Source organism: Sorangium sp. So ce693 (genome assembly GCF_051521375.1).
Taxonomy (GTDB): Bacteria; Myxococcota_A; Polyangia; order Polyangiales; family Polyangiaceae; genus Sorangium; species Sorangium atrum.
This window is the reverse complement of record NZ_CP150347.1, coordinates 6473540-6496453: the sequence shown is the minus strand read 5'-3', so window position 1 is coordinate 6496453 and position 22914 is coordinate 6473540. Positions and strand designations below refer to the sequence as shown.

Sequence of the window (22914 nt, the reverse complement as noted above, 5' to 3'; positions counted from 1 at the left end):
CGATGACGATGACGCAACCTTCTGTCTCGCCTGTCCTCGACGTGGTGCGCCTGGGGAAGTACTTCCCTGTCGGCGGCGGGCTGCGATCGCAGCAGCTCCGGGCGCTGCACGACGCATCGTTCTCGCTGGCAGTGCGTGAGGTCATCGCGCTGGTCGGCGAGTCGGGCAGCGGCAAGAGCACGATCGCACGGCTCCTCGCGCGGCTGATGCCCCCGAGCAGCGGGCAGATCGTGTTCAAGGGTCGCGACGTGCTGAAGGAGGAGCCGACCCGCGCCTCGCTCGCTTACCGCGGGCAGGTGCAGATGATCTTCCAGGACCCGTTCGGCTCGCTCAACCCGGTGCACACCATCGGCTACCACCTCGAGCGGCCGCTCCTGCTCCACAACAAGGCGCCCACCCCGGCGATCCTCCGGGAGAAGGTGCACGAGCTGCTCAAGACGGTCGATCTGAACCCCCCCGCGGAGGTCGCGCTCAAGTACCCGTACCAGCTGTCGGGCGGTCAGCGGCAGCGCGTGGCGATCGCCCGTGCCCTCGCGGTGGATCCCAGCGTGATCCTCGCGGACGAGCCGATCTCGATGCTCGACGTCTCGATCCGCATGGGCGTCCTGAACCTGATGGAGAAGCTCAAGGAGGAGCGCGGTATCTCCTACCTCTACATCACGCACGACATCGCGAGCGCGCGCTACGTCGCGGATCGCACGATGGTGATGTACGCCGGCCACATCGTGGAGGGCGCGCCGAGCGAGGAGCTGATGCAGCAGCCGGCGCACCCGTACACGAAGCTCCTGCTCTCGGCGGTTCCGGATCCGAACGGCTCGATCCGCGGCGATCTCCCGGCCCGCTCCGGGGCGCCGAAGCTCATCAACCCGCCGCCGGGCTGCCCCTTCGCAGACCGCTGCCCGAGCGTGATGAACACGTGCCGTGAGCAGATGCCGGGGGCCGTCGACGTCGGGTCGGGGCACTGGGTCCGCTGCCACCTCTACGCGCCCGGCTCCGTCATCGCGCCTTCCGCGCTCTACGATCGCAAGGTGCCCGCCTCCGTCGAGGCCGGACCGCTCTAAGGAGAACCACGAACCGACATGCCGTCTCTGAGATTTCCCGACAATTTCGTCTGGGGGACCGCGACGTCCTCCTATCAGATCGAGGGGGCTACGAACGAGGACGGCCGCAGCGAGTCCATCTGGGATCGCTTCGCGAAGACGCCCGGTCAGATCGTCGACGGGACCAACGGCGACATCGCGTGCGACCACTACCACCGGTGGCCTGAGGACATCGCGCTGATGAAGAGCCTGGGCATGATGGCCTACAGGTTCTCGATCGCGTGGCCGCGCATCCTCCCGAATGGCCGGGGCGCGGTGAACCAGAAGGGGCTCGACTTCTACAGCCGGCTCGTGGACGGCCTCCTCGCGGCCGGGATCGAGCCGTACGCGACGCTCTTCCACTGGGACCTGCCGCAGGTGCTCCAGGACCAGGTCGGGGGCTGGCAGCACCGCTCGACGGCGGATGCGTTCGTGGAGTTCGCCGACGTCATCTCGCGGAAGCTCGGCGATCGCGTGAAGAAGTGGATCACGCACAACGAGCCGTGGTGCACGGCGTTCCTCAGCTACGAGAAGGGGATCCACGCGCCGGGCGGGCGCGATTTCAAGAAGGCCCTGACGGTGAGCCATCACCTCTTGCTCTCCCACGGCCTCGCTGTGCCCGTGCTGCGCCAGAACTGCCCCGGCGCCGAGGTGGGCATCACGCTGAACATGAACTACGCGATGCCCGCGTCGCCGAGCGCCGCCGACTACGACGCGTGCCGCCACTACGACGGGTATTTCAACCGCTGGTTCCTCGATCCGCTGTACGGCCGGCGTTACCCGGCGGACATGATCGAGGACTACATCGCGCTGGGCTACCTCCCTCCGGAGGGGCTGACCGTGTGCAAGCCGGGCGATCTCGACATCATCGCCACGCAGTGCGACTTCCTCGGCCTCAACTACTACTCGCGGGCGGTCCTGCGGAGCAGCAAGGTGCCCGAGGAGCAGAACCTGCCGAGGACGGTGCACGTCGCGCCCCTCTCCGAGCAGACGGAGATGCACTGGGAGGTCTACCCGGAAGGGCTGCGGCGGCTGCTCCTCCGGCTGCACGTGGAGTACGGCGTGCCGAAGCTCTACGTGACCGAGAACGGCGCGGCCTACTCGACCGAGCCCGACAAGGACGGCCGCATCCCGGACACGCGGCGGCTCGAGTTCCTGCGCGATCACTTCGTCGCCGCGCGGCGCGCGATGGACGCGGGGGCGCCGCTCGCGGGGTACTTCGTGTGGTCGCTGATGGACAACTACGAGTGGGATCGCGGCTATTCGCAGCGGTTCGGCATCGTCTGGGTGGACTACGAGACGCAGCGGCGCATCCCGAAGGACAGCGCGCTCTGGTACAAGGGCGTCATCGCTGCCAACGCGGTCGACGACGGCTCCTCGCAGGCGACCTGACCGGCGGCGCGCCGCGGATCACGCGGCGCACCGCTCCAGCCATCTCACGTCACGCGGAGCACCTCGTCCAGGGAGGTGATCCCCTCCTTCACCTTGGCGAGCCCGGCCTCGCGGAGCGGCACGAGCCCTACCCTGCGCGCGGCGTCCCGGTAGGCGCGCTTTCCTGCCCGCGCCTTCACGAGATCCCGCAGGTCGTCGTCGAGCTCCAGCATCTCGAAGAGCCCCATGCGCCCCCGGTAGCCCGTCATGTGGCACGTCTGGCACCCGACGGCGCGCTTCAGCTCGGCGCCCTCCTCGATGAGGACCTTGTCCTCTTCGCCCGTCACGGCGGTCTCGAGCTCGTACGTCTCCGCGCACTCCTCGCAGAGCTTGCGGACGAGCCGCTGCGCGACCACGGCGAGCAGGGCGTTCGCCACGATCCACGACTCCGCGCCGAGGTCCACGAGGCGCGCGACCGTGTCGACAGCGTCGGAGGTGTGCAGCGTCGACAGCACGAGGTGCCCCGTGAGGCTCGCCTGCAGCGCGATCTGCGCCGTCTCGGGATCGCGCATCTCGCCCACCATGATCACGTCCGGGTCCTGCCGCAGGATCGCGCGCAGGCCCGTCGCGAACGTGAAGCCCTGCCTCGGGTTGGTCTGCCCCTGCGTGATGTCGGCGAACTCGACCTCGATCGGATCTTCCAGCGTGACGATGCTCAGCTCGCTCGTCTTCATGACCTTGATCAGCGAGTAGAGCGTCGAGGTCTTGCCGGACCCGGTCGGCCCGCACACGACGATCAGCCCCGAGGGCCGGTCGGCGAGGCGCTCGAGCCGCGGCAGGTCCCCCTCGGAGAGCCCGAGCTTGTCGAGCGCGATGAGCTGGTGGCTCAGCAGCACGCGCAGCACGAGCGTCTCGCCGTGGATCGCGGGGAACGTCGAGGCGCGCAGGTGGATGAGCGGGTGGCCATGGAGCTCCAGGCTGAACTGGCCGTCCTGCGGCAGGCGCCGCTCGGTCATGTCCATCCGCGCGAGCACCTTCACGCGCGAGGTGAGCGACGGCGCGATCTCGATCGGGATCTGCCCCTGCGCCACCATCACGCCGTCGACGCGGTAGCGCACGCGGATGCCGTCGCGCTTCGGCTCGACGTGGATGTCGCTCGCGCCCATCGAGACCGCGCGGCGGACCAGGTGATCGAGCACCTTGACCGCGTCGAGCTCCTCGGACGCCGAGGGGGGGCGGCTCTGGCTCATCGCGCGCCTCCCTTGCCGACGACGTCGATCGTGCGGAGCGAGACCATCTTGAGCTCATCCGAGGGGGGGAACGTCGCCCAGACGCTGACGCCGTAGAGCCCGGGCCGCCCGCGGTCGTCCAGCGGGACCTGGATGTCGAATCGATTGCCGGTCACCTGGAGAGGAATAGGCGTCTTGAAGCCCTTCGGGAAGAACGTCGCGTAGGGGGGCGGGATCGGGTATCCGCCCATCTTGAGCAGCTTCTCCGGCTTGATCGGCTTCCCCGCCTCGACCCGCGAGATCCCGACGCCCGCGATCTTCGCCGGCGCGGCGAGCTCGCCGCCCACCCGGATCCGCTCGCCGATCTTCGCCCGCCTGGGCAGCGGCTGGTACGTCCCGTAGTCGTCGACGAACTCCTGCGCCACGCAGGCGATGTCGAACCCCTTCGCCTTGGCCAGCCCGACCCCGAGCGACGTGTGCGACGCTGTGAGCACGTTGCGCCGGTGCCCGTCGGCCGGGGGCCTCTCGTTCATGAAGGCCTGGTGCACGCGCTCGAGGCTCTCCGCGGAGAAGCGCGGATCCGGATCGAGCTCGCGGGGGATCGCGTCGGCGAAGCAGCCGGCGTTCTCCATCGGGAACCCGTCGCCGCCCGCGGCCGTGTAGCGCTCCTCCGGGACCGAGCCGTCGCTGCCCCAGTGGCCGGTGAAGCCGATCCGGACCATGTCCTCGGCGTGCCGCCGCCCCGCGCGCGCCGCTGTCTCGTCCCACCGGACGGGCGGCAGCTTGTGCGCCGCGCGATCGCGGTTCACGAGGCCGAGCACGTACCGGCCTGCCTCCGCGCGGGTCATCTGCTGGCCCGGCGCGGGCGGGGCCTGGGCGCCCTGGGCCTCGCCGCTGGCCTCCACGCCGGCGGCCTTGCCCTCCGAGGGGCGCGCGCTCTCCTCCGTCGCGCCTTCTCTTGCCGTGCCCCCGGAGGGCCCCTCCGCCGGCTCCTTCGCGGCGCTGGCGCCGCACCCGAGCGCGTGGGCGCTCACGGCGACGAGCCCGAGCCAGAGCGCTCCGGACCGGCGTCTTCGCTGACCATCCATCGCTCCTGTCCTGCATCCCCTGGTGACTCCGATGATCGCGCGCATCGCTGCGACCGTAGCGCCTCGATGCCGCGCACGCACCCAGGAGCGCCGACGCCTCCGGGCGCACGGCGGCGTGTACGGCGGCGAGGTCGAGGTGGTAAGCGATGCGCTACGTGAGCACGTCGTCATCGTCGCAGGGCGCCGTCGCCGCGCACCCGCCCGGGGCCTCCGCGATCGTCCTCGCCGCGGAGCGCGAGGGGCGCGCGGCGCACCCGACCGCGGGCGTCCTGTGGATGCTCCTGGCCCAGTCGCTCTTCGCCGCGATGAACGTCCTCGCGCGGCTCTCCTCGGCGCACGCGCCGTGGCCCGAGGTGGCGGCGTCGCGCACGATGGTGGGCGCGGCCACCGCGCTCGGCGTCGCGCTCGTCCGCCGGGCGCCGCTCACCATGGGTCGGGGCGACCGGCGGCTCGCGTGGGCGCGCTCGCTCTGCGGCACCGGGGCGATGCTCTGCGGCTTCTACACGCTCGGCACGCCGCAGATCGCGCTCGGCGACGCGGTCACGCTCGGCGCGACGAGCCCGATCTTCGTCGCGATCCTCGCCCCGCGGCTGCTCGGCGAGCGGACGAGCCCGCGCCTCTGGCTCGCGACCCTGCTCGCCTTCGCGGGCGTCGGGCTGGTCGCCGCGCCGAGGCTCGCGATCGCGGGCGAGATCGCGCTCATCGCCACGCTCGGCGCCGTCTTCTCCGCGTTCGCCATGATCTGGCTGCGCAGGATCGGCGCCGGCGGGGAGCGCGCGAGCCCCGAGGCGATCGCGCTGCACTTCTCGCTCGTGGCGAGCGCCGCGATGGTCGCGCTGTCGATCCCGGTCTGGCGGACGCCCGACGCGCTCGGCGCCGTCCTGCTGATCGGGACGGGGCTCGCCGGCGGCCTCGCGCAGCTCGCGATGACGCGCGCCTACGCGCTCGACAGCGCGGCGCGCATCGGCGCGATCGGTTACCTCGGGGTCGTCCTGTCGCACGTGCTCGCCGCCGCCTGGCTCGGCGAGAGCCCGTCGGCGGACCAGCTGCTCGGGACGGCGCTCGTGATGGCGGCCGGCCTGTGGCTCGCTTCCCAGGCGCTGCGCGACGCGCGCCGGCCGGCGCGTTGACCGGCCTCCATCCCGCGTGGGATAGCGGAGCTCCGCTCAAGGAGGATCTGCATGAAAGCGTTCGCTCTCCAGGGTTCGTTCGGTCTCGACGCGCTCCGCCCGATCGATCTTCCGGATCCTGAGCCGGGGCCTGGGCAGGTCGTCCTCCAGATGAGGGCGGCGTCGCTCAACTTCCGCGACCTGCTCGTGGCGAAGGGGCTCTACAACCCGAAGTTCTCGCTGCCGCTGATCCCGCTCTCCGATGGGGTCGGCGAGGTCGTCGCCGTGGGGGACGGGGTGACGCGGGTGAAGGTCGGCGATCGCGTGAGCCCGACCTTCCACCAGCGCTGGATCGACGGGGAGCTCTCCGCGGACAAGGCGCGGGCGGCGCTCGGCGGGGAGCTGCCGGGCGTGGCGGCGGAGCGGGTGCTGCTCGATGAGGAGGGGGTCGTCAAGGTTCCGCAGCACCTCACGGACGAGGAGGCCGCGTCGCTGCCGTGCGCCGCGGTGACCGCATGGAACGCGCTCTTCGCGGCGAGCCACCTCAAGGCGGGCGACACGGTCCTCGTCCAGGGCACGGGCGGCGTCTCGATCTTCGCGCTGCAGTTCGCCCGGCTCGCGGGCGCCCGCGTCATCGTCACCTCGAGCAGCGACGAGAAGCTCGAGCGCGCCAGGTCGCTCGGGGCGTCGGAGACCATCAACTACCGCACGAACCCCGACTGGGACGCGCCCGCGCGCTCGTTCACCGGCGGCGCCGGCGTGGATCACGTGATCGAGGTGGGCGGCGCGGGCACGCTCGCCCGCTCGCTCCGCGCGGTCCGGTTCGGCGGCCGCGTGAGCCTCATCGGCGTGCTCACGGGCGGCGCGCTGGGGGATGTCGGCCTGTTCCCCATCCTGATGAAGCAGATCACCGCGCAGGGCATCTTCGTCGGGTCGCGGGCGATGTTCGAGGACATGAACCGCGCGATCGCGGCGAGCGGGCTCCGGCCTGTCGTCGACCGCGTGGTCCCCTTCGCCGAGGTGCGCCAGGCGATCGAGTCCATGGCGAGCGGCTCACACTTCGGGAAGATCGCGATCCGGTTCTGACGGAGCCAACCGCGACGGGCTGCGCCCCTCCGGCGCCGCGGCCTCCCCTCCGGCGCGCCGGCATCCCCCGGAAGTGGCCTCGTCGGCTCAAGTCGTTTACGAGTCGTCCACGAACGGATTCCGCGGCCGGCCACTCGCCTGCGCCGCGCGAGAGGTGGTGGACGATGCGGCTCGATCTGGAGCTCGAGGTCCTGTGTGGTCAGCTCATCGTGGGCGGCTTCGACGGCGTGGAGCCGCCGGCCCGGTACCTGAAGGCCCTCGCCGAGGGGCGGCGGGGCGGCGCGATCCTGTTCCGGCGCAACGTCCCTGACGCGGCCGCCACGACGCGGCTCTGCCAGGCGCTCGCCGCGGCGGGCGGCCCTGAACGGCCTCCCTTCATCGGCATCGATCAGGAGGGGGGCCGCGTCACCCGCTTGCCCGCGCCGTTCCTGACGCTGCCGTCGATGCGCTCCCTCGGCGAGCTCGCGGACCTCCCGCTGCTGCGCCGCGCGGCGCGCGCCGTCGCGTCCGAGCTCCGGGCGGTCGGCATCAACCTGAACTTCGCCCCGGTGCTCGACGTCGACTCGAACCCGGCGAACCCGATCATCGGCGATCGCGCGTTCGGCCGCGATCCCGGCGCGGTCGCGCGGAGCGCCGTCGCGTTCCTGGAGGGGCTCCAGGAGGAGGGCGTGCTCGCCTGCGGCAAGCACTTCCCCGGGCACGGCGATACCGCGCTCGACAGCCACCTCGCGCTCCCGACCATCGCCCACGGGCGCGGCCGCCTCGACGAGATCGAGCTGCCGCCGTTCCGCGCCGCCTGCGGCGCCGGGGTCGCGTCGCTCATGACGGCGCACATCGTCGTCGAGGCGCTGGATCCCGGCGTCCCGGCGACGCTGTCGCGCGCCATCTGCACCGACCTCCTGCGCGGCGAGATCGGCTTCGAGGGGGTGCTCTTCTCGGACGATCTCGAGATGGCCGCGATCGCCGCGCACCACGCCGTCGAGGAGGCCGCCGCCGCGGCCGTCTGGGCTGGCTGCGACGCGCTGCTCGTCTGCCACCGCGAGGACCTGCAGGATCGCGTGCACGAGGCGCTCGTGCGCAAGGCCGAGCGCGAGCCGCGCTTCCGCGAGCGCTGCGCCGAGGCCGCCGCGCGCTGCCTGGGCCTGCGCCGGCGGTGCCCGCCGCGGCCGGCCTCCTCGCCCGCGGCGTTCGCCGAGATCGTCGGCGGGCCCGCGTCCCGGGCGGTGCTCGAGGACATCGAGCGGGCGCGCGGCGCGCGCGGCGCCGAGGCGGCGACGTGACGGCGCCGCCGGGGGCCGCGCCCGCGGAGGCCGCGCAGCACCCCGAGCGCCCGTTCGCCATCACGGCGCGCCGGCTTGTCACCTGCGACCCGTCCCGCGCCTCGGCCGGCGACCCCCTCGGCGTGATCGAGGACGCCGCGATCGTGGTGCGAGGCGGCGCGATCGACGCCGTCGGACCGCGGCACGAGGTCCTGCGGCCCGAGGCCGGCGTGCCGATCGCGATCGAAGCCGGGGGGGTCGTCACGCCCGGGCTCGTCGACTGCCACACGCACGCGCCCTGGATCGGCTCGCGGGACGCCGAGTACGCGATCCGCATGGCCGGCGGCGACTACGAGGCGATCGCCGCGGCCGGCGGCGGCATCGTCGCGAGCATGCGCGCGGCGCGCGCCGCGGCCGCCGGCGAGCTCGCGGACACGCTCCGGGCCCGCCTCCGCCGGATGGCCGCGCTCGGCGTGACCGCCGTGGAGGCCAAGAGCGGCTACGGCCTCGACGAGGCGACGGAGCGCAAGCAGCTCGAGGCGGTCGCCGAGGCGGGGAGGGACGCGCGGCTGCCCCGCGTCGTTCCGACGTACCTCGCGCTGCACGCGTTGCCCCCGGAGGCCGGCGGCGACCGCGCGGCCTACGCGGCGACCGTCGCGCGCTCCTGGCTCCCCGCGATCGCCGCGGCCGGCCTCGCGCGCTACGTCGACGCCTACATCGACCGGGGCGCGTTCTCGGTGGACGAGGCGCGGCCGGTCCTCGAGCGGGCGCGCGCGCTGGGGCTCGGCGTGCGCGTGCACGTCGGGCAGTTCGCGGACGTGGGCGGCGCCGAGCTCGCCGCCGCGCTCGGCGCCGCGTCGGCCGATCACCTCGAGCACGTCGCCCCGGCCGGCATCGCGGCGCTCGCCCAGGCGGGCGTCGCCGCCGCGCTGCTGCCCGTCGCGAGCTTCACGCTGCGGCAGGAGCCGCCGCCCGTCGCCGCGCTCCGGGCCGCCGGCGTCCCGCTGATCGTGGGCAGCGACGCGAACCCCGGCACGGCGCCGACCGAGAGCCTGCCGCTCGCGCTCGCGCTCGGGGTGCGGCTCTACGGCCTCACCGTCGCCGAGGCGATCCTGGGCGCGACGCGCGAGGCGGCGGTCGCGCTCGGCCTCGGCGGCGTGTGCGGCGCCGTCCGTCCGGGGCTGCGCGCGGATCTCGCCGTGTGGGACCTGCCCCACGAGAACGCGATCGTGCAGCCCTGGGGCGCGCCGCGCGCGCGGGCCGTGCTGCGCGACGGCGACATCATCGCGGCGGGGTGCTGAGGCAGACAGCAAGTCAAGCCTGGACGCGCGTGCACCCTGCGCGTATGCCGCGCCCATGACTGAGACGCAGAGCCCTGTCGCTGTCCCGAGCCGCGCGGACAGCTCGTTCGATCCGGTCCCGCTCCTGGCCGAGGAGCTGAGCCTCCCGCGCCAGGGGGTCTCGGCGGTGGCCAAGCTGCTCGCCGAGGGGGCGACGGTCCCGTTCATCGCCCGCTACCGCAAGGAAGCGACCGGCGGGCTCGACGAGGTGCAGATCCGCGCCATCGAGGAGCGCCGCGCCTACCTCATCGAGCTCGAGGAGCGCCGCGCCGCGGTGCTCACGGAGATCCAGAAGCAGGGCAAGCTCACCGACGCGCTCGCCTCGAAGATCCGCGCCTGCCACACGAAGGCCGAGCTCGAGGACCTCTACCTCCCCTTCAAGCCGAAGCGCCGCACGCGGGCCATCATCGCGAAGGAGCGGGGCCTCGAGCCGCTCGCGGATCGCATGTGGTCGCAGCCGGGGGACGGCAGCCCCGAGGAGGAGGCCCGCGTGTTCGTCAGCGCCGAGAAGGAGGTCCCCGACGCGGCGGCCGCCCTCGCCGGCGCGCGCGACATCTGCGCCGAGCGCATCGCCGAGCACGCCGACGTGCGCAAGCTCGTCCGCGAGGCCTACGCGAAGGAAGGCGTCATCAAGGTCCAGAAGAACGAGGAGCACGCGGCCAAGCAGACGAAGTTCGACATGTACGGGAGCTTCGAGGAGCCCGTCGCGAACATCCCGTCGCACCGCTACCTCGCGATCCGCCGCGGCGAGGCCGAGGGCGTGCTCCGCGCCTCGATCGAGCTCGCGCCCGAGCCGCTCGTCCCGCCCATCCACGCCGCGGTCGGGCTGAAGCCGAAATCGCCGTGGGCCGGCGAGCTCACGAAGGCCGCGGACGACGCCGTGAAGCGGCTCCTGCTCCCGGCGGTCCAGAGCGACGTGCGCGTCGACCTCAAGATGCAGGCCGATCGCGCCGCGGTCGAGGTCTTCGCCCAGAACCTCCGCGAGCTCCTCCTCGCCGCGCCCTTCGGCACGAAGGCGGTGCTCGGCATCGACCCCGGCCAGCGCACCGGCTGCAAGTGCGCCGTCGTCGACGAGACGGGCAAGCTCCTCGAGCACACGACGATCTACCTGGTCGGGAGCGGCGACTCGCTCGAGCGCGCGCGCCAGGACCTGCGCCGCATCTGCCGCAAGTACCCGCTCCGCGCGGTCGCCGTGGGCAACGGCACGCACGGCCGCGAGACCGAGGCGTTCGTGAAGGACGTGCTCGCGTCGGAGGGGTTGACGGAGCTGTTCTGCGTCCCGGTGAGCGAGGCTGGCGCGAGCGTCTACTCGGCGAGCGACGTCGCGCGCGAGGAGTTCCCCGAGCTCGATCTCACGGTGCGCGGCGCGATCAGCATCGCCCGCAGGCTGCAGGACCCGCTCGCGGAGCTCGTGAAGGTCGACCCGAAGAGCATCGGCGTCGGCCAGTACCAGCACGACGTCTACCAGGGGCTGCTCGCGCGGAAGCTCGACGAGGTGGTCGAGAGCTGCGTGAACCGGGTCGGCGTCGAGCTCAACACCGCGAGCGCCCCGCTGCTCGCCCGCGTCGCCGGCATCGGCCCGAGCCTCGCGAAGAAGATCGTCGCGCACCGCGACCTGAACGGCGCGTTCAAGAGCCGCAAGGCGCTGCTCGACGTGCCCGGCGTCGGCCCGCGGACGTTCGAGCAGGCGGCGGGCTTCGTGCGGGTCCGGGGCGGGGAGCACCCGCTCGACGCGAGCGCCGTGCACCCGGAGCGCTACGGCCTCGTCGAGCGCATCGCGGCGGACCTCGGCGTGCCGGTCGGGTCGCTCATCGGCGACACGGCGGCGATCGCGCGGATCGATCCGAAGAAGTACGAGGCCGGCGACGTCGGCTCGTTCACGCTGAACGACATCCTGAGCGAGCTGAAGAAGCCGGGCCGCGACCCGCGCGCGACGTTCGAGCCGCCGAAGTTCCGCGACGACGTGCGGACCATGGAGGATCTCAAGCCGGGCATGGAGCTCGAGGGCGTGGTGACCAACGTCACGGCGTTCGGCGCCTTCGTCGACATCGGCGTCCACCAGGACGGCCTCGTGCACGTCTCGCAGCTGGCGGACAGGTTCGTGAAGGACCCGAACGAGGTCGCGAAGGTGGGCGACAAGATCAAGGTGCGCGTGCTCGAGGTCGACCTCGTGCGCAAGCGCATCTCGCTCACCGCGAAGAAGGGCGGCGCTCCCGCCGGCGCGCGTCCCCAGGCGGGCGGCCCGTCCGCCGGCGGCGACGCGCGCGGCCGCAACGATCGCGGCGACGGCCGCCGGCCGGCCCAGGGGCAGGGGCAGGGGCAGCAAGGGAAGGGGCAGGGGAGCTCGTCGGGCGGCTTCCGCAACAACCCGTTCGCTGATCTGCTCCGGAAGTGAGCGGCGCATGCCCGCCTGGCCCCGGGCCAGGCGGGCGGGCGGCGCTAGAACCCGTGATCGGCGAAGAAGCGCTCGATCCGGAGCGAGACGAGCTCGGGGAACTCGACCGCGGTGGTGTGGGTCCCGCCGCGGACCACGAGGATCTCCGCCATCGGGATGCGGCGTGCCATCGACTGCGCCAGCGCCCGCGGGGTGAACGCGTCGCGATCGCCGGTGATGAGCAGCGTCGGGACGTCGATCTGCTCGAGCACGTGCTCGGCGTCGTGGGCGTCCAGCGCGCGCAGGTTGCTGAAGAGCGCGTCCATGTCGAGCCGGCCGAAAGGCTGCACGAGCTCGGCGAACGCATCGCCGTCGAGCGTCTTGCCGAGCAGCCCCATTCGCTTCAGCCAGTGCACCGCGTCCGGCGGGGCCATGGTGCTGCCCGTCACCCGGGCCGCCAGCGTGTGAGCGCGCGCCGCGAGCGCCACGAACGGCGGGAGCAGCCGCCCGAGCCCAGGCAGCGGCCCCATCGTCCCCAGCGGCCGGCGGTAGGTGCCGTTCAGCAGGACCAGGTTCGCGGCGAACCCCGGGAGCCTGTGGAACGCCTCCAGCACCACCTGGACGCCCACGCTCCATCCCATCAGCGAGCCGTGCCGGATCCCTTCGACGGCGAGGATCGCCTCGAGGTCGCGGACGTGGTTCGCGACCGCATAGGCCTCCGGAACGTCCGGCGACGGGCGCTTCGACGCGTACGTCCCGCGGTAGTCCCACGTGATGAACCGGTACTGGTCGGAGAGGTACTCGACCTGCGCCCGCCAGGCGAGGTACGGCCCGCCCAGACCGTTGACCAGGACCACCGTCTTCGCCCCCTCGAACGGCGGCGGCGTCACGCGGTAGGTGATGTCGGTTCCATCGAAGCTCGTGACCCGCCGGGTCTCCATCCGGAGCGACGGCCGGCGCGAGGGCGGCCCCCGCCGGCCCCCGCTGGAGGCAGGAGGGGGCGGCGCCTGCCACCCGCCGCTGGAAGGCGGGGGTGCCGCTTGCCGCCCGTCGCCAAAGGATGCCGCGGGCGGCGCCTGCGGTCTGTTGCCGGTGGATGAAGCTGGCGGCGCCTGCGGTCCGCTGCCGGAAGGAGAGCGGAGCCGCGGCGGCCGACCCCCGCCGAACTTGAACGAGACCATGAGCCCCCTGCTTCCTACCCGGTCCCTTCGCGGAGGGCCAGGTTGCCGGCGGTCGCCTGCGTGATGGGAAAGGATGGGGGCCGGGAGCGACGGTACCGACCCGGCGAGGGCGCAGCTGCGGGCCAGCGGGGGCTGCCGTGGGCCCGGGTGGCCTGGCGATCGCCTGTCGAAACACATCCCGCGCTGCGATCGCCATCGCGTTGACATTCCAGGCAGCGCGCCGCTAACGTGCCCGGCGGGTTGTCCGCTCGCCCGGCGCTCCCGTCGTGTTGCTGATCTTTCCCTCCCCGCTCCCATGTCGGTCTGCTGGAGGCCGGCCCGTGTCGTCTTCTGCTGCCGCTCGCGCAGCGGCAGCTCCGGTTCGGGCCGTGGTGGGTCGATTCCCTCGGGCGGGCTGGAGTTTTCAGCGCGAAGTGGTGCAGCGATCCCGTCCTCGAGGAGCCGATGGCTGAAGAAAAGAAGAAGAGCAAAATCGATCTGAAGGCTCGGCTTGGCAAAACGGCGATAGGCGGGGCGCCGGGAGCGGCCGTCCCCCTTCCCGTGCCTGGCTCGCAGCCCGGATCGGGGCCGCCTCCCGACATGAACGCGGGCCCGATCGGCGTGCCCTCGCCGCATCCGAGCGCGCGGCCGCCGATGCCCTCCGTGGGGGGCATCGCGCCTCCGCCCGGGATCTCGCCAGGCATCCCGTTGCCTCCGTTCGCGCCGGCGCCGCGTCCTGTGATCCAGACGCCTCCGCCCAAGCCGACGGCGGCCGCGCAGACCATCAAGGTCGAGGTCGGCGAGGAGGTCGAGCAGGAGCGCCGGAAGGCTTCGAAGAAGACGGCGCTCTACGCCGGCCTCGCGGCGGTCGTCGGCATCGCCGTGGGCTTCGCCATCGGCGGCGCGAAGGAGCGCGGCGATCGCGGCAAGCTCGCGGTCGAGGGCGCGGCGGCGCTCGAGAAGGACGTGAAGGCCGCGAACGAGAAGATGGCGGCGCTGAAGGAGAAGCTCGAGGCGGGCCGGGCGGCGCTCGAGGGGAAGAAGTTCCCCGCGGAGCTCGTGAACGAGCTGGGCGGCATCAACGTCCCGTTCGACGCCACCAACCTGGAGGGCAAGCAGATCGGCAGCCTCCCGGGGCGGGTGATGCGCCAGCTCCTCACCTACACCACGGCGGTCCAGGATCTGAACAAGACCAAGGACAGCCTCAAGAACGTCCTCTCCGCCGCGCAGGCTCCCGTCGAGAAATCGTGGAAGGAGCAGGAGGAGCCGGTCGTGAACTTCTCGGTGGTCTTCCGCCGGGATGGCGACAAGACGGTGGCCGAGCTCGTTCCCAACAAGGCGCCGTTCCCGTTCGGCAAGGACTGGCCGGCGAAGTACACGGTGAGCCGCCTCGAGCGCACGCAGCAGGGCTTGAAGCCCGCCGAGAAGGAGGCCACCCGCTGGACGAAGGGCGACATCGCCGGCGGCGATCTGCAGGCCCTCCCGGTCGATCCTCAGTCCGTTGCAGGCCTCACGAGCGAGCAGATGGTCTTCCGGCTCGCCAGCGCGATGGCGGACATCCGCAAGACGCTCGACGGCAACAAGGACAACCCCGTCGAAGAGACGCCCGGCCTCATCAAGGAGGGCGACGATCTCGCGAACGAGCTCCACAAAATCTCCCTCGCCCGCTGAGCGGCACGCGCCCGCACAGGAGACGGGCCCAGCTCGACGTTTTCGGTGCTCAGCGCACCGGAGTGCGCCTGCGCGCCGAAAACGCCGATCTGGGCCCGTCTCCTGTGCGGGCGCGCGCCGCTCGGCCGCGGCAGATCTGGAGCGCCGCTCGGCCGCGGCAGATCTGGAGCGCCGCCCGCGGCGCGTGAGGTGGACGGTAGGCCCGGAGCGAGGGGGGGCGTCGCGCGGGACGGCGCGGGGATGGGCCGATGTCTGAGCCCAAGTGACAAAGCTCTTCCGGCGAAGCCGGAGGAGCTTTGTCACTTGGGCGAGTTCGGCGGGGCCCCGCGCCGTCCCGCGCGACGCCCCCCCTCGCTCCGGGCCGGGCAGCTCGGAATACCCTCCCGCGCGGCCCGCCGCTTCAGGCCGCGCCGCCGGCGCCCATGGCGCGGGGGCGGACGATCTCGACCTTGCCGATGTGGCGCTCGTCGCTGTCGCGCACGATGAAGCGTAGGCCGAACTTGCTCACGGCCGTGCCTACCTCGGGCACCTTGCCGACGTGCTGCGTGATCATCCCGCCGAGGGAATCGTACTTTCCCTCCCGGTCGAGCTCGGCGCCCAGGTACGCCGAGAGATCGCTCATCGACACGGCCGCGTCGGCGACCAAGCGGCCGTCGCCAAGATCCTGGATGGCGGCACCGTCGTCTGTCTCGTCGTGCTCGTCCCGGATGTCTCCGACGATCTCCTCGAGCACGTCCTCCAGGGTGACAATCCCCGACATCCCGCCAAACTCGTCGACCACGATCGCGAGGTGCTGTCTCCGGCTCTTCATCTCCCGGAGCAGAGAGGAGAGAGGCTGCGACTCGGCGACGAAATTGGCAGGGCTCCGCGTGATCTCCCGGAGCGTCGTGTTCTTGAGCCGGCGCTCCTCGAGGACCTTGAACAGGTCCTTCGCGTAGAGAAGACCAGCGATGTTGTCGGTCTGATCCTTGTAGACCGGATACCGGGAGTGCCCGCTCTCGGTGACGATCTCCAGCACCTTCTCCAGCGGAGTGGAGATCTCGATGGCCTCGACTTTGGACCGCGGCACCATCACGTCCCGCGCCGTGAGATCGGCGAACTCGAGCACATTCCGGATCATCTCCGCCGGCTCCCGCCCGAACAGACCAGAGCGCTCGACCTCATCGACGAGGATCTCGACCTCCGCCTCGGCAACCCTCGGGTCCGACGGCTGCTCACCGTCCCGCGGACCCAGCTTGGAGCCGATCCAGCCGAGCGGTACGGCGAGCGGCAGCATGGCGATTTCGAGAGGGCGCAAGAAGCGGACCGCCATTGATGCGGCCCGATCGGCGTGCTTGCGGCCCAGCGTGGAGCTGACCTCGTAAAGGGCTCCGCTGACGACGATCGTGGTCGCCAGCCCGAGATAGAGCGCCGCGCCAGGGACAACCCGCCGGAAGAAGAGGTCGAAGCAGGCGGCCGTCAGGCTGGTCGAGACGACCCAGCCGAGCAGGTAGCGGGAACGGAGCTTGGCGTCTTCTCGACGAATCCGCTCGTAGGCGGACTTCGTGGGGCCCGTCGCCTGCTCAATCAGGGCGCCGAGCCTCGTCGCGCTCAACGTCGTCAGTGCGGTGTCGGCACCGACGAACAGCGAGCCAAGTACAGCGGAGAGAACTGCAGCGCCGAGCGCTGGCAATGGAACGAAATCGGGACTCAAACAGAGGCTCCTAACGGACGAATCGTAACGGAACAGGCGAGGGGAGCGCAACCGGACCGGGACGCGAAATCTCAGGAGATGACGGAACCACGCGTTCTTGCCGCTCTCGCCCGAAGGCGGACTCCCCAGCTCGACCGATCCTGCCGAGCGCTTCCAGTGACATGCGCCGTAGATCTGCCGAAGTCCAGGGAATTGCCGTGTGCTGTGGGTTTCTCTTATCTAGCAGCATTCCCACGCATGTCGGGCGCTCCAGAAAAGCCGCGCAGGACGGAAAATCGAGTCGGTGATGGCGCTGGAAGGCCATCAGCGGCGCTCTCATCGGCGACCTCGGCAGCGCCGAGCGCCACGACAACTCCGTCCGGATCGAGCCATACAGCGGCACCAGGGTGCGCAGGAGCTAGCGAGAAGTCGGATTCCGTGAGCGCTTGTCCCATGCGCGCGCGCCGGGCGCCGTTCTCGGTCAGGCGGGCGACCGGGAGGCTCGCGGCGGCTGCGTCGGCGAGCGGGCGCAGCGACGCGCGCAGCACCTCGGCGCCGGCATCGAGGGACACGGCCTGCTCCACGGTGAAGCTGCCGCTCGCCGTGCGGCGCAGCGCGGACAGGTGCGCGGGGACGTCGAGGTGCGCGCCCAGATCGCGCGCCAGCGAGCGCACATAATAGCCCTTGCTCACCCCGAGCTCGAGATCGAGGGTGGCGGACGCAGCACCCGCGGCCGGCGCAGCACCCGCGGCCGGCGCAGCACCCGCGGCCGGCGCGGCGCCCTCGGCCGGCGCGCCGGGCCCGCCGCGCGAGGCGCCGGTCACCTCGAGCGACCGGACCTCGACGGCCCGCTCCGCCAGGTCGACCGCCTGGCCGGCGCGCGCCAGGGCGTAGCTGCGCTGCCCGGCGACCTTGATGGCCGAGTAGGCCGGCGGCGCCTGCTCCCGCCGCGCCCGCTCCGCGTCGACCGCGGCGGCGATGCGCGGCGCCGCGAGCGCGAGCGCCTCACCGCCGGGAGGCCCGCCGGCCCCCGCAAGGGCGCCGAGCTCCGCGTCGAGCCACGGCGGCAGGGGCTGCGCCGCGGTGATCTCCCCCTCCGCGTCGAGGGTGTCCGTCCCCACGCCGAGGACGACGCGCGCCGTGTAGCGCTTGTCCTGCGCGGTCAGGTACGGGGCGAGCTTGGTGGCCTCGCCGACGAGCACCACGAGGACGCCGGACGCCATCGGGTCGAGCGTCCCCGCGTGCCCGATGCGCTTCACGCCGAGGGCGCGGCGCAGGCGGGCCACGACGTCGTGGCTCGTCGGCCCGCGCGGCTTGTCGATCACCAGCACGCCCTCCGGCCGCGCGCCCCTGCTCGTCGCCCGCTCGGGCTCGGGGGGCGGATCCCCTTCGGTCGTGTTCTCGGGCATGGGGGGAGGATTCGCCTCGGCAGATCGCTTCATCCGAACCAGATCGACTTCCGGGTGGCCAGGGTCTCGTCGATGAGCCCCTGGATCGTCGCGCGCACGCGCTCCGCGAGGCGCCGCACCAGGATCTGATCGTCCGCCGCCTCCGGGCCGTACGCGTCGAACCGCACGGGATCGGCCAGGCGGATCTTCCACTTGGTGGGCGCCGGCACGAGGCCCAGCGGCCCGAGCGCAGGGAACGTCGGGGTGATGGGCAGGTACGGGATGCCGAGCGCGCGCGTGAGGTGCTCGACCCGATAGAACAGCGGGTTCGTCTCCTCGGCCCCCACGATGGCGCACGGGATGAGCGGCGTGCGCGTGCGCAGGCAGAGCCGGATGAAGCCGCCGCGACCGAAGCGCTGGAGCTGGTACCGCTCCTTGTAGAGCTTCCCGCTGCCCTTGACGCCCTCCGGGAAGACCGCGATGAGCCGCTCGCCCGCGAGCAGCCGCTCGGCGTTCTCCTGGCAGGCCCGCACGGCCCCGAGCCGGTTCATGATCGTGCCGGCGAACGGCAGGTAGTACACGAAATCGTCGGCCAGCCAGCGGAGCTCCCGCCGCGCCGGGTGCTCCCGCCGCACCGCGGCCCGCAGCATGAGCCCGTCGTAGGGGATGGGCCCGCCCGAATGGTTGGACACGACGAGGCACCGCCCCTCGGCGGGGATGCGCTCGATGCCCTCGAGTTCGATCCTGAAATAGTGCCTGTGCAGGAAGTCGAAGAGCGACCTGTACCGGGCCTCGTACTTGGGATCGAAGCCGAACTCGTCGACCTCCTCCGAGCGGCGGCGCAGGCCGGCGCGGCCCCACTGCCGCAGGTAGAAATCGGTCGACAGGACGTCGCGCGCCGTCCCGGGCTCGGAGAGCGGCGGCTCGCTGGCGAAGCCGGCCGACGCCGCGGGCGCTCCGCCCTGGCGCGGGCTCCGCTCGGTCTCGGGCTCACCTCCCGCCGCGCAGCTCGCGTCGGGCGACGGGCCCCCGGCGAGCATCCGCTTGAGCCGCGCCTCGAGCTCCGTGATCTGGCGCTGGAGCTCCTCGGTCGTCACCGGCACCACCGGGGCGTGCCCCTCGGACGACTGCGTCTTCCGCCCGTCCGAGGGCTCCGTCGGGCCGATCGGCGCCAGGTACCGGGCCTCCTCGTCCTCGACGTCGGCGCTCGGCACGACCTGCCTGGGCCCCGTCCTGTCGGGGCGCCCGCGCGTCGACGGCGATCCGTTCCCTGCTTCCTCGAGCTCTCGATCGTGCTCCGTGCCCATCGCTCACCCCCCGAACCGCATCACGCAGGCGTCTCTTGCAGGAGGCGCACGTCCCGCAGCCGCTGCGCGCTTGTGTAATCGAGCAACGCCTCGCGCGTCGTGTAGACCGGCCGGAACCCCATGACCTGCGCCGCCTTCTCGCCGTCCGCCACGCAGAGATAGCGCAGGTACCGCAGGAAGCCGGGCGGGGCGATCGCCGCGTGCGCCGCCCAGAGCGCGGAGACGAGCGGCCCGGCGGCGCTGTGCAGCACGGGGACCGCCGTCCGGCCCGCGAGGCGCACGATCGTGGACAGCGGCAGCACGCCGTCGCCCACGATGTTGAAGGTCCCGGGAAAATCGCTGTCGATGGCCAGCTTGAAGGCGGCGATGGCGTCGACCTCGTGGATGAACTGCCACAGCGGATCGAAGCCGAGCATCGTCATGACCAGGCGCCGCGCCAGGAACCGGGTGACGTAGTTCTGGACCGTCGGGCCGAGGATCGGCGCGGTCCGCAGGATGGTGACGGTCGTGCCCTTGGCCTTCGCGCCGAAGGCGTTGAGCTCCCGCTCGGCGGCCATCTTGTCCGCGAAGAAGCGCTCGTCCGGGTCCGCCCGGAGCGGGTGCTTCTCCGTGAGGAAATTGGGGTTGGTCGGGTGCGCGCCATAGAGGATCGTCTGGCTCCAGAGGATCAGCTTGCGCAGGCTCGCCTGGCGCGCGCCGTGGAGCAGGTGCATCGTGCCGACCGACTCGAGCTCGTGGGCCCAGGCGGTCGCCGGCGTGGGCGACGACAGGAAGCAGAGGTGGACGAGCGTGTCCACCTGCTCGGCCGCGAGCACCTCGGCGACGCGCTCCTCCGACGCGGGCTCCGTCAGGTCGACCGTGTGCATGCGCAGCTTGGAGCCGCCCGTGTCCGGCCGCTTGATGTCGATGGCCACCACGCGCGCGATGCGCGGGTCCTCCTCGAGGATCCCGATCAGGTTGCGCCCGAGGAAGGACGCTGCGCCGGTGAGCGCGATGACCCGGCCCCTCGGGCTGGACGACGCGCGCCGGCTGGTCGGCGAGGACTCCGCCGCCGCGGACGCCGGGGGCTCGCTCCCGCCGGTCGTGGCCGCGCCTGCGGAGGAGGCAGGCTCCGCGTGATCTGCGCCGGCGGCGGAGCTCCGCTCGGCGGCGTCGTGGGCCGCGGCTTCAGGGTGCTCGGACGTGGGAGCCATGCGCGGGGCGCGACACTACCTGGTCGGCCGGCGCGCGCAAGGGAAGCGCGACCCCGGCCGGGGCCCGCCGCGGCGCTGTCACAACACCCGGCGCAGGACCGGATACGGCTCGAACGTGTGCACCTCGGCGAATCCGTTCCGCGTGAACGCGGAGACAGGGCCGGTCCACAGCTCCTCGTCGCTCACCGGCTCCTTCGGGCGGCGGGGCAGGGCCTCGAGGGCGCGCGCGCCCCAGGCGGGCGCGAGCTCCACGGCGCCCGCGACGAGCGCTGTCGCGACGCCTCGCCGCCGGTGGCCCGGGTGCACGACGGCGCAGCCGATCAGGAAGACGCCGGCGCGATCGCCCGCGAAGCACGGAAGCCCGCGGTACAGGCGGCGCTCGTACGCCTTCGCCACGGCCGCCGCGGGCGCGACCTTGAGCCACCCGACGACGTGCGGCGCCTCCGGCGCGAGCGCCACGACGCCGCGCGCCTCGTCGCTGCCCGAGGCGAGCGCCTCGGCGAACTCCCGGCGGTTCTCGCCCTGGCCGTCCGAGCACCGCGCGAGCCACTCGTTGTTGGTGCCGCCGAAGTGGTAGTACCGGCAGTAGCAGGGCGTGCCGGCGGCCTCGAAGAGCGCCTCGAGCCCCGGGAGGTGCTCGGGGCCGGCCGCCGCCACGGTGATCGCGGAGCTCATCGGCGCGCCCCGCTCGTCACGCGTTCGACACGCACGCGCGCAGCCCGCGCACCGGGGAGATCTGCTCCCACGCGTAGGCCGCCTGGCAGAGCCGCGCCTCCTCCAGCGCGGGGCCGATGAGCTGCAGGCCGACGGGCAGCGGAGGCCCGCCGTCCGGCGCCTGCGCGGTCGCGCACGGGACGCTGATCGCGGGCAGCCCCGCCATGCTGGCGGGCAGCGTGTAGACGTCGGCCAGGTACATCGACAGCGGATCGTCCACCCGCTCCCCCAGCCGGAACGCGACCGTCGGCGAGACCGGCGCCGCGATGAGATCGACCTCGCGGAAGGCCTCGTCGAAATCGCGCCGGATCAGCGTCCTGACCTTCTGCGCGCGCAGGTAATACGCGTCGTAGTAGCCCGCGGACAGCACGTACGTGCCGAGCAGGATCCGGCGCTTCACCTCCCGGCCGAACCCCTCGCCGCGCGTCCGGCCGTAGAGGCCCTGGAGGTCCGCCTTCCCCCCGCGGTCGCCCTCCACGCGCAGCCCGAAGCGCACGCCGTCGAAGCGCGCCAGGTTGGACGACGCCTCGGCCGTCGCGACGATGTAGTAGGCCGCCACGGCGTACCGCGTGTGCGGCAGGCGCACGGGCTTGATCTCGCAGCCGAGCCCGCGCAGGCCCTCGATGGCCTCCCGCACCTTCGCCTCGACCCGGGCGTCGATGCCCTTCGCGAAGTACTCCTCGGGCACCCCGATGCGCAGCCCCGCGACGTCGCGGCCGCACGCGGCCTCGTAGGCCCCCACCGGGGCGTCGAGGCTCGTCGCGTCGCGCGGATCGCGGCCCGAGATCACCTCGAGCAGGCGCGCCGCGCCCTTCACGTCCTGCGCGAACGGCCCGATCTGGTCGAGGCTCGAGGCGAACGCGATGAGGCCGTAACGGGAGACGCGGCCGTACGTCGGCTTGATGCCGACGACGCCGGTGAGGCTCGCCGGCTGGCGGATGGAGCCCCCCGTGTCGGACCCGAGCGAGCCGGGCGTCATCCCCGCCGCCACCGCGACCGCGCTGCCGCCGGACGAGCCGCCGGGGATGCGCGACGGGTCCCACGGGTTCTTCACCGGCCCGAAGGCGCTGTTCTCGTTCGACGAGCCCATCGCGAACTCGTCCATGTTGCACTTGCCCGGCAGGATCGCGCCGGCCTCGCGCAGGCGGGCGACGACCGTCGCGTCGAACTGCGGGCGGAAGCCGCGCGCCGGGTCGGGCGCCTTCGATGCGCCGTCCCCGCCCGCCGCCGCCCGCGTGAGGATCTTCGAGCCGGCGGTCGTCGGCGCGCCCTCGGTGCAGAGCGCGTCCTTGAGCCCGATCGGCACGCCGGCGAGCGGGCCGAGCGCCTCTCCGCGCGCGCGCCGCGCGTCGAGCGCGCGCGCCGCCGCGACGGCCTGCTCCCCCTGCACGGTGAGGAAGGCGCCCAGCGCGCCGTCGCGCTGCTCGATGCGCGAGAGCGCGGCCCTGGCCACCTCCTCGGCGCTCACCTCGCCGCGCTGCACGAGCGCCGCGAGCTCCGGGATGGATCGATCGAGGATCGCTGCGTCCATCGGCGTCACCCTTCGTCCACGAACGCCGGAACGGCGAACCCGTCGTCCTCGACCCGCGGCGCCTCCCGCAGGGCCACCTCGCGCGGCAGGCTCGGCGCCTCCTCGTCGGCGCGGAGCGGCAGCCGCTCGATCTGCACGTGCGCCGTCGGCGGCACCGCCGAGACGTCGAGCTCCTCGAGCTGCCGGACGTAGCTGAGGATGTTGCCGAGATCACCGGTGAGGCGCTCGATCTCCTCGGCGGAGAGGTCGAGGTGGGCGAGGCGCGCTATCGTCAGCGCCTCGTCGCGGCGGAGAGGGGGCGAGTCAGCGTTCGACATGGGCGCGCCCGATGTAGCACCGCCGG

Annotated in this window: 18 protein-coding genes; 8 read left to right on the top strand and 10 right to left on the bottom strand. The window is 72.6% G+C overall.

The genetic code is table 11. The annotated features are described in order from the left end of the window. Window positions 1-2 precede the first annotated feature (2 nt). Both WMF14_RS24050 and WMF14_RS24045 read left to right on the top strand, forming a co-directional pair. Complete coding sequence (locus WMF14_RS24050) at window positions 3-1061, top strand: ABC transporter ATP-binding protein (RefSeq protein WP_437803965.1); 1059 nt, start codon at window positions 3-5, stop codon at window positions 1059-1061. An 18-nt stretch (window positions 1062-1079) separates the two neighbouring features. After that, window positions 1080-2471 carry a GH1 family beta-glucosidase gene (locus tag WMF14_RS24045; protein WP_272093118.1) on the top strand — a complete coding sequence of 464 codons (1392 nt, stop codon included), beginning with the start codon at window positions 1080-1082 and terminating at the stop codon, window positions 2469-2471. A gap of 44 nt (window positions 2472-2515) precedes the next feature. Here WMF14_RS24045 and WMF14_RS24040 read toward each other — a convergent pair whose 3' ends face one another. Next, a complete protein-coding gene (locus WMF14_RS24040; protein WP_437803962.1) occupies window positions 2516-3700 on the bottom strand; it encodes a GspE/PulE family protein in 1185 nt (394 codons plus the stop codon). After that, entirely contained in the window at window positions 3697-4767 is a 1071-nt protein-coding gene (locus WMF14_RS24035) for a CAP domain-containing protein (protein ID WP_437803961.1), read from the bottom strand. The genes WMF14_RS24040 and WMF14_RS24035 overlap by 4 nt, the downstream gene beginning before the upstream one ends. A 146-nt stretch (window positions 4768-4913) precedes the next feature. On the opposite strand from WMF14_RS24035, the gene WMF14_RS24030 reads away from it, so the two are divergent. The 5 genes from WMF14_RS24030 (at window position 4914) to WMF14_RS24010 (ending at window position 11956) form a co-directional block, all read left to right on the top strand. Further along, window positions 4914-5897, top strand: coding sequence for a DMT family transporter (locus WMF14_RS24030; RefSeq protein ID WP_272093114.1), 984 nt, complete (start codon window positions 4914-4916; stop codon window positions 5895-5897). Window positions 5898-5948: 51 nt separating this feature from the next. Beyond that, a complete protein-coding gene (locus tag WMF14_RS24025) occupies window positions 5949-6962 on the top strand; it encodes a zinc-dependent alcohol dehydrogenase family protein (protein ID WP_272093112.1) in 1014 nt (337 codons plus the stop codon). A 164-nt stretch (window positions 6963-7126) separates the two neighbouring features. Then, window positions 7127-8242, top strand: coding sequence for a beta-N-acetylhexosaminidase (gene nagZ / locus WMF14_RS24020; RefSeq protein ID WP_437803959.1), 1116 nt, complete (start codon window positions 7127-7129; stop codon window positions 8240-8242). Further along, entirely contained in the window at window positions 8239-9522 is a 1284-nt protein-coding gene (hutI, locus tag WMF14_RS24015; RefSeq protein ID WP_437803958.1) for an imidazolonepropionase, read from the top strand. Before nagZ ends, hutI begins: the two co-directional genes overlap by 4 nt. A gap of 55 nt (window positions 9523-9577) precedes the next feature. Beyond that, window positions 9578-11956 carry a Tex family protein gene (locus WMF14_RS24010; RefSeq protein WP_437803956.1) on the top strand — a complete coding sequence of 793 codons (2379 nt, stop codon included), beginning with the start codon at window positions 9578-9580 and terminating at the stop codon, window positions 11954-11956. A 44-nt stretch (window positions 11957-12000) separates the two neighbouring features. On the opposite strand, the gene WMF14_RS24005 is transcribed toward WMF14_RS24010, so the two are convergent. Then, window positions 12001-12876, bottom strand: coding sequence for an alpha/beta fold hydrolase (locus WMF14_RS24005; RefSeq protein ID WP_437803955.1), 876 nt, complete (start codon window positions 12874-12876; stop codon window positions 12001-12003). 684 nt (window positions 12877-13560) lie between these two features. Between WMF14_RS24005 and WMF14_RS24000 the strand changes: the two genes are divergently transcribed. Next, a complete protein-coding gene (locus tag WMF14_RS24000) occupies window positions 13561-14766 on the top strand; it encodes a formin (RefSeq protein ID WP_272093105.1) in 1206 nt (401 codons plus the stop codon). A gap of 400 nt (window positions 14767-15166) precedes the next feature. Here the strand turns inward: WMF14_RS24000 and WMF14_RS23995 are convergent, their stop codons facing one another. The 7 genes from WMF14_RS23995 to gatC form a co-directional block, all read right to left on the bottom strand. Next, window positions 15167-16459: a hemolysin family protein gene (locus tag WMF14_RS23995; protein ID WP_272093104.1), complete on the bottom strand. Its 1293-nt coding sequence runs from the start codon at window positions 16457-16459 to the stop codon at window positions 15167-15169. Window positions 16460-16674: 215 nt separating this feature from the next. Beyond that, the gene (locus WMF14_RS23990; protein ID WP_437803953.1) at window positions 16675-17880 is read right to left on the bottom strand and encodes a tRNA pseudouridine synthase B; all 1206 of its coding nucleotides are present in this window, start codon (window positions 17878-17880) and stop codon (window positions 16675-16677) included. Next, window positions 17877-19133: a lysophospholipid acyltransferase family protein gene (locus tag WMF14_RS23985; RefSeq protein ID WP_437803951.1), complete on the bottom strand. Its 1257-nt coding sequence runs from the start codon at window positions 19131-19133 to the stop codon at window positions 17877-17879. Before WMF14_RS23985 ends, WMF14_RS23990 begins: the two co-directional genes overlap by 4 nt. A 20-nt stretch (window positions 19134-19153) precedes the next feature. Continuing rightward, entirely contained in the window at window positions 19154-20326 is a 1173-nt protein-coding gene (locus WMF14_RS23980; RefSeq protein WP_437803948.1) for an NAD-dependent epimerase/dehydratase family protein, read from the bottom strand. A 78-nt stretch (window positions 20327-20404) separates the two neighbouring features. Then, window positions 20405-21001, bottom strand: a complete 597-nt coding sequence (locus tag WMF14_RS23975) for a GNAT family N-acetyltransferase (RefSeq protein ID WP_437803947.1) — start codon at window positions 20999-21001, stop codon at window positions 20405-20407. A gap of 16 nt (window positions 21002-21017) precedes the next feature. After that, window positions 21018-22571, bottom strand: a complete 1554-nt coding sequence (gatA, locus tag WMF14_RS23970; RefSeq protein WP_437803946.1) for an Asp-tRNA(Asn)/Glu-tRNA(Gln) amidotransferase subunit GatA — start codon at window positions 22569-22571, stop codon at window positions 21018-21020. A gap of 5 nt (window positions 22572-22576) precedes the next feature. Next, window positions 22577-22888, bottom strand: a complete 312-nt coding sequence (gene gatC, locus WMF14_RS23965) for an Asp-tRNA(Asn)/Glu-tRNA(Gln) amidotransferase subunit GatC (RefSeq protein WP_012236913.1) — start codon at window positions 22886-22888, stop codon at window positions 22577-22579. Between the last annotated feature and the right edge of the window lie 26 nt (window positions 22889-22914).

What these genes read in the sequence shown, in the direction of transcription:
- WMF14_RS24050 (WP_437803965.1), top strand. Translation starts at nt 3, where the DNA reads ATGACGATGACGCAACCTTCTGTCTCGCCTGTCCTCGACGTGGTGCGC.
- WMF14_RS24045 (WP_272093118.1), top strand. Translation starts at nt 1,080, where the DNA reads ATGCCGTCTCTGAGATTTCCCGACAATTTCGTCTGGGGGACCGCGACG.
- WMF14_RS24040 (WP_437803962.1), bottom strand. Translation starts at nt 3,700, where the DNA reads ATGAGCCAGAGCCGCCCCCCCTCGGCGTCCGAGGAGCTCGACGCGGTC.
- WMF14_RS24035 (WP_437803961.1), bottom strand. Translation starts at nt 4,767, where the DNA reads ATGGATGGTCAGCGAAGACGCCGGTCCGGAGCGCTCTGGCTCGGGCTC.
- WMF14_RS24030 (WP_272093114.1), top strand. Translation starts at nt 4,914, where the DNA reads ATGCGCTACGTGAGCACGTCGTCATCGTCGCAGGGCGCCGTCGCCGCG.
- WMF14_RS24025 (WP_272093112.1), top strand. Translation starts at nt 5,949, where the DNA reads ATGAAAGCGTTCGCTCTCCAGGGTTCGTTCGGTCTCGACGCGCTCCGC.
- nagZ (WP_437803959.1), top strand. Translation starts at nt 7,127, where the DNA reads ATGCGGCTCGATCTGGAGCTCGAGGTCCTGTGTGGTCAGCTCATCGTG.
- WMF14_RS24010 (WP_437803956.1), top strand. Translation starts at nt 9,578, where the DNA reads ATGACTGAGACGCAGAGCCCTGTCGCTGTCCCGAGCCGCGCGGACAGC.
- WMF14_RS24005 (WP_437803955.1), bottom strand. Translation starts at nt 12,876, where the DNA reads ATGGAGACCCGGCGGGTCACGAGCTTCGATGGAACCGACATCACCTAC.
- WMF14_RS24000 (WP_272093105.1), top strand. Translation starts at nt 13,561, where the DNA reads ATGGCTGAAGAAAAGAAGAAGAGCAAAATCGATCTGAAGGCTCGGCTT.
- WMF14_RS23990 (WP_437803953.1), bottom strand. Translation starts at nt 17,880, where the DNA reads ATGAAGCGATCTGCCGAGGCGAATCCTCCCCCCATGCCCGAGAACACG.
- WMF14_RS23985 (WP_437803951.1), bottom strand. Translation starts at nt 19,133, where the DNA reads ATGGGCACGGAGCACGATCGAGAGCTCGAGGAAGCAGGGAACGGATCG.
- WMF14_RS23980 (WP_437803948.1), bottom strand. Translation starts at nt 20,326, where the DNA reads ATGGCTCCCACGTCCGAGCACCCTGAAGCCGCGGCCCACGACGCCGCC.
- WMF14_RS23975 (WP_437803947.1), bottom strand. Translation starts at nt 21,001, where the DNA reads ATGAGCTCCGCGATCACCGTGGCGGCGGCCGGCCCCGAGCACCTCCCG.
- gatA (WP_437803946.1), bottom strand. Translation starts at nt 22,571, where the DNA reads ATGGACGCAGCGATCCTCGATCGATCCATCCCGGAGCTCGCGGCGCTC.
- gatC (WP_012236913.1), bottom strand. Translation starts at nt 22,888, where the DNA reads ATGTCGAACGCTGACTCGCCCCCTCTCCGCCGCGACGAGGCGCTGACG.